Below are 14,958 nucleotides of genomic sequence, written 5' to 3'. Positions count from 1 at the left end.
CAACAAAGCTTATATAGCGCTAGCAGCGGTAAAATTTTAACGTCCGCGGCGGAGTTTTTACGGCGGCGAAATTTTAAAATTTCAAAGCGGGCGGCGGGGTCGGAATTTTAAAATTTGCTCCGAATTTTAAGCATAAAAATCAAAATTTATCGTTACAATTACGTAAAATTTTTAAGGAGCAAAAATGAAAAAAATAGTGCTTTTAAGCGCAGCTGCAGCGCTTGCCGTAAATTTAAGCGCGCAGGAAAACAGCCTTGAGATCTACGCGAACTCTGCCTTCTTGCATCAAAACTTCGGCGCGCAAAAATCAAACTTCAGCGTGAACGTGCCGGAGTACTTGGATATCCGCAGCATCGAGATTGTGGGCTCTTGCGAAGTGCGCGAATTGTCTTTGGAAGAGAGCGAGCCCGTGAAAAACGCGGAATTCGCCAAAAAAGAGGCGGACGAAAAGAGCTTGCGCGAGCTAAGCGACCGCCTGGTCGCACTTAAGGCGCAGCAGCGCTTTTTAAGCGATTTTGCGAGCTTAAAAGATAGAAGCTTAGCAAGCTTAAAGGCGGATTCGCAAAAAATTTACGACGAAGTCTTGCTCGTAGCGGGTGAAATTTCAAAGACAGATGAGCAAATCGGAAAGCTCAAAGAGCGAATTTCAAAATATCATATCAAAAACGAACGCCGCTTAAACGCGAACTTTGGCTGCGATCCGAGCTTCGTTAAGATCAACTACCCCGTTGACGTAAGCGCCTACACGCACAACGAGCTCTCTGCAGATCTTGCTAGCGGCAAAATCGAGGTCGCGCAAAAACTCTCGGTGCAAAATCCGCTAAACGCCGAGCTAGCGAATTTGACGATCGCGCTGTATCCTTACGAATACTCCTCGCAGACCGCGCCGCAGCCGTTTTACCCGTGGTACGAGGGCGAACCTGCAAAGCCGGCGCCCGCAGCGGCGTATAAAAAGGATGTGATGCTAGAGGTGGCGGATATGCAGAGGGCGCCTGCGGCGGAGGCTAGATCGTCGTATGCAAGGACGGGCTCGAATATCGAAAGCTCACTCTCAAAGGTGTGGAAAATTAGCGGCGTAAGCCTCAAGGCGGGCGAGGCGGGCGAGTTCAGCTTCGATAAACAGAGTCTGGATGCGAAATTTGATCTGCTCATCGACGGCTACGGCAGCGAGGCGGCCTACGTGCGGGCTAAATTTATCCCCGAAAGAAGCATCGAGGAGAGCGAAACGCTAATAAAGCTCGACGGCGTGCAGATCGGGCTCGTGCATCTAGGCTTTGCCGCAAACGCGGAGGCTACAGCGTATCTGGGTAAAAACAGCCTGATCGAAGTTAAAAAAGAGCAGGCGAACAACTTCACGAAAAACTCATTTTTCGGCGGCGAAAGCAAAAATTCCATGGCTTGGGATTACGAGATCAAAAACGGCTCCAAGCGCGCTTGGAACGTGGTTTTGCAAGAGCGAGCGCCCGTTTCGACGCATGAGGACGTAAAGGTCGCGCTGAAAAACTCGCCCGAGCAGAGCAGCCTCGGCAAGGACGGACTACTTAGCTGGGACTTTGAGCTAAAGCCAGGCGAGAGCAAAAAGATCCACTTCGGCTACGAGCTAAGCAAACCGAAGAAGTAACGAGCTTTGGCGCTCGCGGTTAAATTTTGCGCAGCGGAGTAGCTTTTTGTGGCGCGGTTAAATTTTATGCAGCACCGCTTTACGAGACGGGCCCCTCTTTCGCCGCGCCGCTAAATTTTATACGGCAGACCGACTTTTTGCGGTGCGGTTAAATTTTGCCGGCATAAAACCAAGGCGCGGCTTTAGAGCTTATCTGAAATTTTTGGCGCCGCGTCGCTGAATTTTACGCGCCGTGCCCGGGGAAATTTAAGCGCTGCAAGAACCAAAAATTTAAATGTTGCGGCGATTTAAAATTGAGTAGCGCGGGATATGAAATTTAGCGGTGCAAAGGGGTTTTGGCGCGGGTAGAAAAACTTTTAGCATCGCTAAAATTTATCTCAAATTTAAAAAGCTCAGGGCGATGAACGCGGAGCAAAGGTATGAATTTAACGCAGCGGCGAGGGTGCGTTTGCTTCGCCGGCGGCATTTAAAGGATCGTAATGAAATTTCGCAAACTTAAATTTAAAATCCTAGCCGCGGCGCTACTTTTCTGCGCCGTGTTTATCCGCATCGTGCCCGATTACTCCGCTTCGCAAGGCTCCTGCGTAGTTACTATTTTTAGCTATTACAAATATCAAAAGGGATATTGTCTAAAAGAGAATAGAATTCTGAGCAACGAAGAGCTACTTCAAAATGCCGCTATAAATTATTTTAAAAGATATCACGACTATGAGGTTCTGCGAAATACCATTATCGATGAGCACGATATAAAAATTTTCGGCCATAGTTTTTATACGGCACACATCTCCAAGCTCTATCTAATCGGCGATTTTAATGAAGAAAACTGGTTTGATTTTTTGGTTGAAAATACCGACAGGAAGAGTTTTGATTATGAGATAAAAGACAAGACGCAAATAGATATCTCCGATCTATCAAAATATTTTGTATATAAGGATGAAATTTTAGGCTTTAAAAAGCCTATCATCTTATCCGAAGAGAAAAATCCATTTCATAACGGAAAAATGTTTTTAGAAAAATCATTTTTAATAAAAGAGAATCAATTTTTTGTGAATTATGCCAGACCTGATTATATAAGTTGGTATATTGAGCTTAACAATAAAGAAGATTTAACAAAAATCAAAAGCAAAGAAAATTTAATACGAATAAAAAACGGATATGAGAACTTAGAAAGCCTTAACGAAGTCTTGGCTTATACTCATATGAAAAATCTACGACGTAAATTCTCATACGATAATTGCGGAAATATAAATTTTGATATCAAAGCTCCGGCGGAACAGGAGCTGGATATGTGGATTCACGGCGGATAAGATTGGTTGAAATTTTATCTTAACGAATGTAACCGAAAAAGGATAAGAGATGGGCAAAAAAGAAACTGATTTGAGATTAGAATTAGAGGGCAATTACGGCGCCGATATATTGAGTTATTATTTGTGGGGGAAGAAAACTCCTCCTGGTCCGAAAGAATTAGCCTCTAACGAATGGATGGATAGAAAAGAAACGATATGAAATTCTACAGGTCTATTAAATTTAAAGCCCTAGCGGGCACGCTGCTTCTTATAATAATACTTTGTGCCGCATTTATCCGTATAATCCCCGATTATTCCACTTCACGAGGCTTTGTGATAGTTTCCCTTTCCGACTACGACAAATACAAGCAAGGATACTGCCTGAAAGAGGATAGAATTTTACCCAAAGAGGAGCTGTATAAAATAGCGATAGGACAGTATTTGGATTATGAGTTAAAACTAGAGCAAATGATCAATGATTATAGGATCTACGCCTATGGCAGTTCTTGGCGTAGCTCATATGAAATTGCATACTATGAACTAGAGAACATAAATTTATCTAATTGGTTTGAAGTATTAAAAAAGCATCATGATAATAATGAGACGTTTGAGGAAATTTTTATGAATAAACTAAAAGCTAAAAAAACCGACCCAAAGAAATATTTAAAAATAAATTTGAAAGATATGAGTGCCGGGTTTGATAGACCGATAATTATTCTAGACGGCGCTTATAAAGGACCAAATATTCATATATTGTTAGATAGATTTGTTTTAATTTATAAAAATTATATACAACGCAACCATTCCGAATACTTATTTGATAGAATGAATTTTTCTGAAAAGATCAAAGAATATTACCAGGAGAGAAACAAGGCGTCGTTTGATATAAAACAGGGTTTTGAGCTGGACAACTGCGGAAATTTAAATTATCCATTGGAAGAATATTATTTAGGTAGTAGAGAGGCGAAAGGCGGATGAAAAGCTTTGATTGTAAAATTTAAAAGAAGTAAAATTTGATAAATGCAGAGCAAAGGTATAAATTTCACAGGGCGGCGAGATATTTGCTGGCGGTGCCGATGGCTTTCTTGCTTGATTGGTGGGCGGCGGCATTGATTTTGGCGGTTTTGCCTTTCGATGGCGCGCTAAGGATTGCTGTTTTTGTAGCAATATTTGCGATTTTAGCTTGTGCGCTGCTTTGGTATTTGTTCAAAAGGTATAAAAATTTTAAGCTAAGCAAGCTGTTTGTAAAAAACCAAATCTTAGTTTGCTACTTTTTACGGTAGAAAATTTATCGCTCGGCGCTTTTTACGGTGGGTTTTTGGCATGCCTCGTGGCGGGGTATTTTTGGGGCGAGCGTGCCGCCGGCTGGAGCGCGGCGTTTGCGTTTGCGTTTGCGCCCGTTTGTCTGATCGTTTTCGTGACCTCGTATATGTTTAACGAAAAGAAAAGCTAAGCCTATGCGCCTTTCGCGCCCACTAAATTTTATCTCTCGCGCAGCACGGGCTTAGGCACGGATTTAGCTCGCACAAGCCGAGTATGAAATTTCGCCGCGGACAAAAATTTTGCGAACTGATAAAATTCTCGCTAGCCGCCACGCTTTGACATTTATGCAGAACACGCTTATGTCGCTGCGACATTTACAAAATTTTAAAACCGCGCGGAACTCGCCTCGCAAACGACGATTACGCCGCAGGCTTATCTATTTATTTATGCGGGCAGCGAAGCCTTCGGTGGGCTAAATACGAGACCTTTATCTTAGCCGCAAAGCAAATCCGAGCTTCGGCAGAGAAAAATGCGAGCAGCGCGAATGCAGAAGCAAAAACCAAGCGGGTGCGCCTGCCCCAAATCTAGCCCTTTATTTCATCATTTTTTCTAAAATTTCATAGACGAGATCAAGCTTCGTAAAGCCGTCTCTATCCAAAAAATGCCCGCCCTTCTCCACCTCGTAAAACTTAGCATCGATCTGCCCCGCTAGCTCGCGGCTGAAGCTAAACGGCACGATATAATCATCCTTTGCGGCAACCACCGCGCGCTGTTTTGCGGCGGCTTTTATGCGCTCAAAATCAAAGCCTTTATCCATAAACTCGTCTAAAATTTTAAATTGCGGATCGCTAAGCGGCTTTGTAAGCCCCGAGACCAGCACGATCCCCTCTACTGTGCCGCCCATGGCACTGCTTTGCAAAAAATTTAAGATAGTAGGGCATCCGAGGCTGTGTCCGACCAGATAGACTTCGCCTTTAAATTTTACGCTTTCTCGCAGAGTTTTCAGCCACTCATCAAGCCTCGGATTCGCAGGCGTAGGCATCGTTAAAATTTCCGCCCTCGCGCCCGATTTTTCAATCTCGCCTTTAAGCCAAACAAACCAGTGCTTCTTAGGCGAAGCATCGTAGCCGTGCACGATATAGACGCACTTTTGCATATTTTCTCCTTTAAATTTAAGCCCTTTGCGCGCTAAATTTTAAAATTTCAATCCGCGCGCTAGCCCCTACAGACCGTGATTTTATCGGCAAATTTACCCAAAAAATGATACCCCGAGCCCGCCTGCGCGATGATATCGAGCACCGCGTCCGCATCCCGCACGAGCGTGCCGCCCGCAAAGTCCACGCCGCGCTCAAACAGCGCCTGCGGCAGTAGCGGCGTGGTAGGCCCCACGAGTACGAGCTTGGCGCCGCTTTTTTTCAGACGCAAAAGCCCATCCAGCGTGTCGTTGATGAGCGTCGTAGCCGTGATTATCACGTTATCGGCGCGCGGCACGACGCTTGCAGCCTCGCTTGCAGGTAGGTAAAACGGCAGCTCGGCCTGCTTGAGCGTGCTTTTGTCAAGCTCTAAAATTTTAAAATCCGCGCCCTTTTTCATCAGTGTCTTGATGTAGGGCACCAGCGCGCCCACGACGACGCTAAAGCTGCCGCGCTCGATCTGCAGCTCATCAAAGGGATCGGCGCCGAATTTTACGTCGTAATCCGCGTGAATTTTATCAAAACACGCCCTTCCAAGCGCATTTAGCGCGGCGAGCGCGAGCGTCTTTTTAAGCGGCGCGGCAGAGCCCAGATCGCGTAGCAGATAGCGCACGCTCTTGCCTGCGATATTGCCCGAATCGGGCATCGCGCTTGCTTGCGAGGGGCAGCAAACGGCGCCCGATAGGGACTTTAGCGGCGTATAGCTAAGCCCGCACGCGCCTTCGCTCAGCTTCACGCCGCTAAAAAACAGCCCCACGACCGCGCGCTCGATCTTAAGTTCCAGCGCCTGGGCGCCTAAAATTTCTTTCGCACGCTCCAGCGTCTGATCTAAAATTTCGCTCATTTTAGCTCCTTTAATGCGGAATTTAGCGCCATTATAGCTTAAAATTTCGGCGCCCGTATTGATATAGATTTATTCAGCGCACGGCGGGCGAATGCGGCTTGGAATTCTAATCGGCGGCGGGACGAAGCGGCAGGCGCGAGCAAGCGGTTCGGACGGGTCAAATTTAACGAGCAAGCCGATGCGAGCAGGCAATGCGAGCTAAATTCCATAAGAGCGGACGAGTGAGAGTTTGGACATAGACGGGTAAATTTAACAATGGAACCGATACAGGCTGAATTTTAGGCTAGCTTAATGAGCGAATGCGGGCTAAATTTCAATGAATATGAATGGGCGCGAGCTTGGGCAAATACGAGCAAATTTAATAATTGCGTGCGAACGCAAACTCGGACGCGAGCTAAATTTAACGAAAGTGGCGGCAGCGGGCAAAATTTAATAAAAGGCGCGGGTAAAATTCAAGCCATACGCGGATAAAATTCAAACGACGAGTCGTATCTGCGACAAGTCGCGCCCGCTGCGGAGTTAAATTTTATTTCATATCTGCCGCACGGCTAAATTTTATTTCATATCCGCCGAAGGGTTAAATTTTATTTCCGATCCATCGCAGGACTAAATTTTATTTCCCGATCCGCTGCGAGGCTAAATTTTATTTTCAGATAGCAGGATGTTGATGAGCGGATTTAGCAGCGTCTCGCCGCGAGCGGCGCACAGCACGATCTCGTCATAGTAGTAGTCGCTCCTGCCGTAGTTGTGAAACTCATACGCCCCAAAGCCGTAGCCCATCGGCGTGATCTCGACGCGCGAGTACCAGGCGTCCTTGGCGATGATGTATTTTTCGGTGTCTTGCGAATAAACCCACACTACGATCTCGTCCTTATTTTTTTGCCGCATCAGCCACATGAAGACATTTGCGATGTCGTTGAAAAAATATGTATCGCCGTTTGGCATAACGGCCTGGGCGGTGTTGTACAGATCGTTTATCACCGTGCCGCTCTCGTGGCATAGGTATTTGCCGAATTCAATCTGCAGCGGCTGCTTATCCGTATTGCCGTGGCGGACGGAAATTTTGGATTCGGCTATATCCATAGACGATATGAGTAACCCCATCACGCAGGCGAGCAAAACCGCGGCAAAAATTTTCTTAATCATAGCAGCGCGCCCCGCACGAAGTAGTATTTGACGACGTAAGCGCTGCAGATGAGCGCGTTTAGAATGAGCCAGAACGAGGAGTATTTAAGCAGGTGGGTGTAGGCGCGCTTAGTGATAAGCTCCGTTAAAAACGGCACGATGCCGAAAAATATGCCCAAAAACAGCGAGCCCCAAATCGCGTAGCCGACGAAGTAATAATCCTTCAAAAGCATGCAGTACGGGCATTTGTGATTGGGCTGCTCGTAAACGTAAAGCCCGAAAAAATAGGTGATCGCGTAGTATGCGACGAATAAAAAGAGCAAATTTAGAGCAAAGCTAGCCATCGACTGTTTTAAGAAATTTAAGATCAAAATGGCGCCCAATATCGCGTAGAAAAAGGTCGCCAAAAGCGCCTGCGTGTATCCAAACGGGAGCTTCGGCGCGCGAAATACGACCGAGCAGCAAAACACCGGCACGCGCAGCGGGATGTTGGTAAAAAATAGAATTTCTAAAATAAACTCCGCCAAAACGCCCGTAAAAAGGATGGTAAAGATCAGGTATTTGCGCTTGAGATAGGGAAATTTGCCCGCTTTAAGATCGAGGCTGTTTAAAATAAGCCAGAGCCCAAAGCCGAAGATCAGTAAAATTTTTAAAAGCAACAGGATATTGCCGTAGCGGTTCGAGCCCACGACGCCTGCGGAGCACATCGCGCCGGGCACGACCGAAGAGAGCTCGTTTAAGCAGAGCGCAAAAAATATAAACAAAATGATCTTGCATGCTATCGTGAAGAACAAAATGGTGTTGATGAGATAGTTTCTTTTCTCCAGGGCGTATTGTAAATTTGAGGTGGCGTTAAAGTCCCAGTAGCGCATAATCCGCACGATATAAAACTGCGAGATCGACATCAGCGCTATTACGATCAGCTCCACGGCCAAAAACGCGATCACGCTACCCGATAAAAATACGCTCATGCTGAAATTTCCCCGTCTTTTAAAAACACGTATCGATCCACGAAGCTTAGCTCGTCGAAGAGTATATCGTGCGTCGCGATCAAAACGGTTTTTTTAAGCTCTTTGAGCTTTGAGAGCATCTCGATAAAACCGAGCGAGTTTTGTTTGTCTAAATTTGCCGTCGGCTCGTCGGCCAAGATAATCTGCGGCCCCATCACGAGCGCCCTTGCGATAGCGCAGCGCTGCTTCTCGCCGCCGCTAAGGCTGGAGACGATCTGATCTTTTTTATGCGCGATATTAGCAATCTGCATCGCTTCGTCTATGCGCGCGCCAAGCTCATCTCTGCTCAGCCGCTCAAGGCTAAGCGGCGCAAGGACGTTTTTATAGACGCTAAGCGCCTCAAGCAGGTTGAAAGACTGAAAGATAAAGCCGATTTTTTTATGGCGATACGCGGAGCTTTCGATATCGGCGAGCTTGGAGACGTTTGCGCCGTCAACCAAAACCTCGCCGCTGCTAGGCTTAGCAAGCGCGCCTATGATGGATAGAAGCGTGCTTTTACCGCTGCCGCTAACGCCTTTTAAGATTACGATCTGCCCTTCCTCGACGCTTAAGCTTATATTTTTCAAAGCGCGAAACTCATTCGCCCTGCCCTCGTTGTAAATTTTAAAAAGCTGCTTAATCTCTATCTTGCTCATTTGACCGCCTCACTCATATCGCCGATAGCGATGCGCCAGGATGGGATGATGACGAAGGCTAAAAACGGGATCACGCTAAAGACGAAGATCAAAAAGAGCATATTAAAATTTATCGCAGGCGTGAAGGTGATGAAATTTCGCAGCTCGCCGCCTAAGAATATATCGCGCAAAAGCGGCGCATCCAGGATAAAAACATAAGCATAAGCGCCCGCGACGCCGAGCAGATACGCACTTAGCGAGACGATGAAATTTTGAATAAATTTCATCGCGATGATGTCTTTTATGCAAAAGCCGATGCTGCGCAAGATTGCGATCTCTTTTTTCTTCTCGCCGTACGCGAGCGAAATTTGATTTTTCAGCAAGATGAAAAATGAGATCATCGCCACGGCGTAAAGCACCATAAAAATTCCACCCTTGTAATAATACAGATGCCTCACTTCTGCCACCGCGTCCTCGGCGCTAAGGGCTTGCGTGTTGGGGTATAAATTTACGATCTTAAGCGCTACTTCGCTTACTTCGTTGGGGTTGGGCACGCTTACGTAGAGCTTGGTGTATTCGCCCTCTTTCAGGCTTAGCACCTCGCGCGCGGTATCGGGGTTGAGATAGATCACGTCGTTTGAGACGATGCTGCTTTCGTGCGGCGAAATTTTATTAATCTTAATCGCGATTAGGCGCTGTTCGGTTAAGAAGTGAAACTCGTCCTCGTAGTACCACTCGCCCATCGCCGCTTTTACCCCCTCGCCTACGATCATTTCATTTTCGCTCAGGCTTTCGTCGCCTACGATATGAAACCAAACGCGCTTTTGAGCGAAGTAATACATCCCATCCACGGCGCCCTGCACTTCGCTGACGCCCGCGATTTTAGAGATATCGTAGATATAGCCGTCGTGCATCAGATCGCGTTTGCCCGCGCGTAGAGCCTCTACGACGATGTCGGGTCTGAGCTTGATGACCTTTTCGAGATCGTTTTGAATGGAGCCCGAGATGAAAAGCACCGAGCTTAAAATAAAAACGATAAAGGCAAAGATCGCAAAGCTAAAGAAGTGATCGGCTCTGTCTTTTCGCAGCAGAGTTACGGAGTAGTCGATGAAGCTTTTACTTATCATAGACGAACTCCGCGTAGGCTTTGCTCTTAAAGCTGCTTGAGAGCCGCACGTCCTTTATCTCGCGCGAGAGCTTTTGCAGACACTGTTCACCCTTTGCGCGATCAAAACTTACGTAATGTACCGCAATGAGCGCGTAAAGGGCGGCAAAAAAGATCGTTAAAGCGCAAATGAGCCTCATAGCCCTTCTATTACGCTCTCTTGAATTTCATCAAATTTAAGTACGCTCTTGCCTCCGTGATCTTTAGCGAAGGTCTTAGCCGCGCTCTCGCTATCAAACGCAATGAGCTCGTCGCCCATCGGTCCTAAGACGTTGGAGCCGAGCACGTAAAAGGCGCTTTTAGCGTCGATCTTATGAAGCTTGTAGTAGTCGGTTACGTAAATTTTATCAAAGCCCTTGCCCTTTTGGAAGTAGTATTTCATCATATCTTTTACACCGTCAAAATACAAATTCTCGCCGCCCTGAACCTCTATCATCGCCGCCCAGTTAGGGTTTTTGCCCACTAGCATGCCGCAGACCGGGCATTTAGCGCCCTCAGGCACGACGATCTTCTCAGGCTTTTTCGCTTTTGTATCTTTGCCGCTGCTGCCTAAATCTGCCGGCGCATCCCATAGATACAGCGCCGCGGCTTGTATGTGTTTGTCGTAGTCAGGTGCCTTGTTTGCGCCCTTTGCGTCGCAAGTTTTTTTAAGATGAGCTTTAAGCTCGGAGATGGCTTTGAAGCTTTTCGCTTCAGTTTTAGCGCAGTTTGTTTCGTAAAATTCTTTACCGTGCGCGTAAACGCCGCCCTCGCGCTTGGCTTTGATCATCTTATTATCGCCCGCGAAGTCCTGCCCCGCAATCTCGTAGGCTTTGGCAAAGTTCACTATCTCGCCGCCGTTTTCGGCTTGGAATTCTTTCGCGTCGGCTTCGGTTGAGAAGGCATATTTGCTATTTCGCGTCATCGTGCCTTTGACCTTGCTGCCCACGACGTAAAAGGCTTTATTTACGTCGATCAAATTTAGATTTTTCGTATCGACGACCTGCGCATCGCTTGGAATTTTCCCCTCCGTTAGCTCGTACAAGCAGTGCAGAGAAGCTACTTGCTTGCCGTTCCAAACATGGTTGGTTTTATAAAATTTAACCAAATTCATTCCGCAAACGGCGCAGTATTCTTTGCCCTCGCCGCTTCCTACGAGCGTAGCCTTGCTAGGATCCACGCTTTGAAACATAGGCTTTGCCGGTTTATTGGCCCCGTCCATCGAGGCACCGAAAACGAACGCGACGAGCGCAGCCGAAGCTAAAAACGAACGTAAAATCATACTGTCTCCTTAAAAATTTGATGTTTTAAATCTACTTACTAATCGAATTTAAAAATTCCAAATTCTCGCATCCCATCTTGATGCCGCCGTCGCAGCTTTTTTTGAAAAACTCTTTTGCTTTGGCATTATCGGACTTCACGCCCTTACCTTCGGCATACATTATGGCTAAATTATTGCAACCGTCGAAGTGGCCGAGATTGCACGCCTTTTCATACTGCTGCTTTGCTTGCTTATAATCCTGGCCCACCCCCTGCCCGAAGGCGTATAGATAGCCAAGGTTGTTACAGCCGATGCCGATGTCGCCACCGCAAGCTTTTTCATAAAAAATTTTAGCCTTTGCGAAGCTTTGCTGCACGCCTTCGCCTTTCAGATACAGATAGCCCAGGTTGTTGCAGCCCATCATATCGCCGTAGGTGCAGGCCTTCTCATAAAGGCTCGCCGCCTTAGCGACGTCCTTTGCAAGCCCCGCGCCGTTTGCGTATAAAAGCCCGAGCGAGGTGCAGCCTTCGTTATCTTTGCAGGCTTTTTCGTAATAAGCCGCGGCTTTGGTAAAATTTTGATCAGCGCCGTTGCCGCTTTCGTAGATATAGCCTAGATTATTACATGCAAGCGCAAATTTAGCGCTACACGCCTTCTCGTAGAGGCTGATCGCTTTTTCGAAATTTTTCTCTACGTTGCCGGTGCCCTCAAAATACAAAACGGCTAGATTATAGCAGCCCGAAGCTTTATTTTCCAAACCGCACGCTCGCTCGTAAATTTCTGCGAGTTTTTTATGATCGCCGCTTTGCTGTGCCTGAATGCCCTCGCTGATAAAGCCCGCATTTGCCGCGGCAGCCAAGGCTAACGCTATTAGAAATTTTTTCAAATTTACTCCTTCATATCGTTTTTACGTCCCTGCCTCTGAAAGCAAGAGCGATTATTAAAAAGACCGCCGCTATTATACAATAAAACGGCGCGGGTATCTGCGGCGCATCGCCCGCGGCGTAAGAGTGCATGCCGGTGAGGTAGAAATTTACGCCGAAATAGGTCATTATGATCGAGCTATACGCGAGCGTCGAGCTCACGCAATAAACATAGATCGAGCCGAGTTTCGGGATAAGCTTTAGATGCAGCACGATCGCATAGACGATGATCGAGACATATGACCAGGTCTCTTTGCTATCCCAGCCCCAGTATCGCCCCCAGCTCTCATTCGCCCACACGCCGCCGAAGAAATTTCCGAGCGTCAGCATCGAAAGTCCCACGATGAGGCTGATCTCGTTGATCGCCGTTATATATCTGATCTGCGCGTTAAGCCGCTCGCGATTGGCACTGTTTTTAAGCGCCATTAAAATAAGAGCCAAAAGCCCAAGCAGGCAGCTAAGCCCTAAAAATCCGTAGCTAGCCGTGATAACAGATACGTGGATGCTAAGCCAATACGATTTTAGCACCGGCACGAGGTTGGTAATCTGCTGGTTTACGAAGCTCATATGCGCTACCAGCATCACGATGCTGGCTAGCAAGCAGCTCGCGCTTAGCGTAAGTAGGGACTTTCTAAAAAATATGATCCCGGCAAGCGTCGCCGACCAGCCGATGTAGATCATCGACTCATAGCTATCGCTCCACGGCGCGTGAGCCGCGACGTACCAGCGCAGCGCAAGCGTAAGGGTATGTGCGGTAAAACATATCGCAAAGGCTGCGAATAAAATTTTTTGCGCGAGCATGAAGCGTTTGCCACAAAGTGCGCCCAAAAGCGCCAATATTAGAGCTACGCCGCCTAGGATCATATAGCAATAAACGAGCTTTTTAAAAACCGAAGCTTTGTTGTAAAACACCTCGGCCTTGACGCGGCTAACGCTAGGAAGAATAGCCGCCGAGGTGGCTCTTTGATAGTTTTTCAGCTCTGCAAGTGCTGCATCCGCTTTAGCCCAATCATTATCCGAAATTCCGTCTTGCAGGCCGTTTAGATAGTCATTTAGCACGCCTTTGATCTGCGGAGCGATCCTATAATCCGCAAAGGCGTCGTTCGGCGAGAGCCACGCGTTTTGCGGATCGTTCGGTACGGGGATAAATTTAAAAAACACTCCTCTAAAGGTCAGATATGCGATGTTTAGCCGCTCGTCGAATTTAATCAGCTCGTTATCGAGCACGCCGCGGCGCGAGGCGCTTTTTTCATTCGCCTCGTCCAGGGCGTGGGCGAGCTTGTAGTTGCCGTTTTCATCAAAGACCGAATTGAAGCTCGCATATCGCTCCTGCGGCGCTAAGCCTAGCATCTTTTTGATCTCGTCGTTTTTAATCCTGATGATCTTTTGATCGCGCCAAAACGCGGGATTTAGGCTCATTCCTAGGATCATCTGCTCGGCGCTTAAGCCATAGAGCGAATCCGTGCCTGAAATTTTATTTACGATCTCGCTTGCTTCGGTGCTAAGCGGCTTGATTCTGCCCATGTAATCTTGCACCAAGAGCTCCGCGAACGCGCCGTTTGCATGAACTCGCGAGTTAGTTTTAAGGTTTGCTAGATAGTTTTCATCCGCGGCGCGAAGCTCAATGCTGAAAAAAAGCGGCGCGATCAAAAGGAGCGCGGCGGGCGCGTTATTTTTGATAAATTTAGCGAGCTTTTTAAACCTGCTGCCCGCAGTAAAAAGATTGCCGATAAATCCGACGCAAAGCAAGAAATAGCCGAAATAAGTGGGGATTTTACCCGGATCGCGATTAAGCTCCAGCACCGTGCCCAGCTCGTCGGTGTCGTAGGAGGACTGAAAGAGCTTAAAGCCGTCAAAGTTTAGCGGGTGGTTCATATAAATTTCATGCTCTCCCGCGCTCTTGCTCTCTTTTAAAATTTCAACGTCGCTGGCGTAGGATGATGGACTTTGCGAGCCTGGGTAGCGCTCGAGCTTAAATTTCAAAAGCTTTACCGCAAACGGAAGCCCTATCAGTTTCGAGCCCCAGCTTAGCATTATCTCCTCGCCGTCAAAGTTTAAAATTTTAGGCTCCCCGAGCCAGCCCGCGCCGCCGCGCAGCTGCGCTTCTTGCTCGCTTCCGCCCTCAAAGCCCGCCTTTACCGCAAGCGTGCTCTGCTCGCCTTTGGGCGCGGGTTTGTAGGAGCTAAATTTGACGGTGAAGCTTTTAGAATTTATACTTTGCGTGAAGCTAAAATCGTTATCGCCGATCTGAGACAGATTTAGCGGATGCTCAAACAGCGCGTCTTGCGTGCGGATTTGCAAGTATGGCTTGACGCTTACCATCTCGTTTTCGCTCTCGCCCGCCCTTACGTGCAGCACGCCCTCGGTGCCAAAATAGCGCGTCAGCGCCGCGCCGATAAAGATGACGATAAATGCCGCGTGAAGGACGAAGGAGCCGAAGTGGCGCCACATTTTGGTTTTAATTATAATGCCGAGCAGGCTCAGCGTCGCCGCACCCATGACGCACTCGTACCAGCGCGCCTCATAGACTAAAATTTTAGCAGTTTGCGTATCGTAAATGCTCTCTAAAAAGGTCGCGACGCCGGCACCTGCGGCTAGAATAAAAAGGAGGCAGAGCGCGAACTTGTAAGAGATGAAAAATTTTAATATTTTTAGCGCGCTCATTAACCCTCCG

General features: G+C 47.5%; 16 protein-coding genes. 6 read left to right on the top strand and 10 right to left on the bottom strand.

All coding sequences use genetic code 11. The features are described 5' to 3' along the window. The first annotated feature begins 184 nt into the window (after positions 1–184). The 5 genes from Q0323_RS09635 to Q0323_RS09615 all read left to right on the top strand — a co-directional run bounded on the left by Q0323_RS09635 (position 185) and on the right by Q0323_RS09615 (position 4,360). Complete coding sequence (locus Q0323_RS09635; protein ID WP_298053949.1) at positions 185–1,621, top strand: DUF4139 domain-containing protein; 1,437 nt, start codon at positions 185–187, stop codon at positions 1,619–1,621. Between the two features lie 479 nt (positions 1,622–2,100). Next, on the top strand, positions 2,101–2,928 hold the full coding sequence (locus Q0323_RS09630) for a hypothetical protein (RefSeq protein WP_298053947.1): 828 nt from the start codon (positions 2,101–2,103) through the stop codon (positions 2,926–2,928). 49 nt (positions 2,929–2,977) lie between these two features. Then, on the top strand, positions 2,978–3,127 hold the full coding sequence (locus Q0323_RS09625; RefSeq protein ID WP_298053946.1) for a hypothetical protein: 150 nt from the start codon (positions 2,978–2,980) through the stop codon (positions 3,125–3,127). After that, entirely contained in the window at positions 3,124–3,885 is a 762-nt protein-coding gene (locus Q0323_RS09620) for a hypothetical protein (protein WP_298053944.1), read from the top strand. Before Q0323_RS09625 ends, Q0323_RS09620 begins: the two co-directional genes overlap by 4 nt. 340 nt (positions 3,886–4,225) lie before the next feature. Next, on the top strand, positions 4,226–4,360 hold the full coding sequence (locus tag Q0323_RS09615) for a hypothetical protein (RefSeq protein WP_298053942.1): 135 nt from the start codon (positions 4,226–4,228) through the stop codon (positions 4,358–4,360). A gap of 402 nt (positions 4,361–4,762) precedes the next feature. Here the strand turns inward: Q0323_RS09615 and Q0323_RS09610 are convergent, their stop codons facing one another. After that, positions 4,763–5,326, bottom strand: a complete 564-nt coding sequence (locus Q0323_RS09610; RefSeq protein ID WP_298053941.1) for an alpha/beta hydrolase — start codon at positions 5,324–5,326, stop codon at positions 4,763–4,765. A 59-nt stretch (positions 5,327–5,385) separates the two neighbouring features. Then, positions 5,386–6,207, bottom strand: coding sequence for a DUF364 domain-containing protein (locus Q0323_RS09605; RefSeq protein ID WP_298053939.1), 822 nt, complete (start codon positions 6,205–6,207; stop codon positions 5,386–5,388). Positions 6,208–6,498: 291 nt separating this feature from the next. On the opposite strand from Q0323_RS09605, the gene Q0323_RS09600 reads away from it, so the two are divergent. After that, on the top strand, positions 6,499–6,678 hold the full coding sequence (locus Q0323_RS09600) for a hypothetical protein (protein WP_298053936.1): 180 nt from the start codon (positions 6,499–6,501) through the stop codon (positions 6,676–6,678). 165 nt (positions 6,679–6,843) lie between these two features. On the opposite strand, the gene Q0323_RS09595 is transcribed toward Q0323_RS09600, so the two are convergent. The 8 genes from Q0323_RS09595 to ccsA are packed head-to-tail and all read right to left on the bottom strand — an operon-like array spanning position 6,844 to position 14,948. Continuing rightward, positions 6,844–7,353: a hypothetical protein gene (locus Q0323_RS09595; protein WP_005870878.1), complete on the bottom strand. Its 510-nt coding sequence runs from the start codon at positions 7,351–7,353 to the stop codon at positions 6,844–6,846. Then, positions 7,350–8,303, bottom strand: coding sequence for a hypothetical protein (locus Q0323_RS09590; protein WP_298053934.1), 954 nt, complete (start codon positions 8,301–8,303; stop codon positions 7,350–7,352). Before Q0323_RS09590 ends, Q0323_RS09595 begins: the two co-directional genes overlap by 4 nt. Continuing rightward, positions 8,300–8,977 (bottom strand): ABC transporter ATP-binding protein, encoded by a 678-nt coding sequence (locus tag Q0323_RS09585; RefSeq protein ID WP_297963023.1) that lies wholly within the window; start codon positions 8,975–8,977, stop codon positions 8,300–8,302. Before Q0323_RS09585 ends, Q0323_RS09590 begins: the two co-directional genes overlap by 4 nt. Next, positions 8,974–10,083, bottom strand: coding sequence for an FtsX-like permease family protein (locus tag Q0323_RS09580; protein ID WP_298053930.1), 1,110 nt, complete (start codon positions 10,081–10,083; stop codon positions 8,974–8,976). Before Q0323_RS09580 ends, Q0323_RS09585 begins: the two co-directional genes overlap by 4 nt. Then, a complete protein-coding gene (locus Q0323_RS09575; RefSeq protein ID WP_298053927.1) occupies positions 10,073–10,261 on the bottom strand; it encodes a hypothetical protein in 189 nt (62 codons plus the stop codon). Before Q0323_RS09575 ends, Q0323_RS09580 begins: the two co-directional genes overlap by 11 nt. Further along, positions 10,258–11,382 carry a nitrous oxide reductase accessory protein NosL gene (locus Q0323_RS09570; RefSeq protein WP_298053924.1) on the bottom strand — a complete coding sequence of 375 codons (1,125 nt, stop codon included), beginning with the start codon at positions 11,380–11,382 and terminating at the stop codon, positions 10,258–10,260. Before Q0323_RS09570 ends, Q0323_RS09575 begins: the two co-directional genes overlap by 4 nt. Positions 11,383–11,413: 31 nt before the next feature. Beyond that, a complete protein-coding gene (locus Q0323_RS09565; RefSeq protein WP_298053922.1) occupies positions 11,414–12,247 on the bottom strand; it encodes a tetratricopeptide repeat protein in 834 nt (277 codons plus the stop codon). Positions 12,248–12,257: 10 nt separating this feature from the next. Further along, positions 12,258–14,948 carry a cytochrome c biogenesis protein CcsA gene (gene ccsA, locus Q0323_RS09560; protein WP_298053919.1) on the bottom strand — a complete coding sequence of 897 codons (2,691 nt, stop codon included), beginning with the start codon at positions 14,946–14,948 and terminating at the stop codon, positions 12,258–12,260. Positions 14,949–14,958: the final 10 nt, after the last annotated feature.

This window comes from uncultured Campylobacter sp., from assembly GCF_938030145.1.
Lineage (GTDB): Bacteria > Campylobacterota > Campylobacteria > Campylobacterales > Campylobacteraceae > Campylobacter_B.
This window is presented reverse-complemented; position numbering and strand designations above follow the sequence as displayed.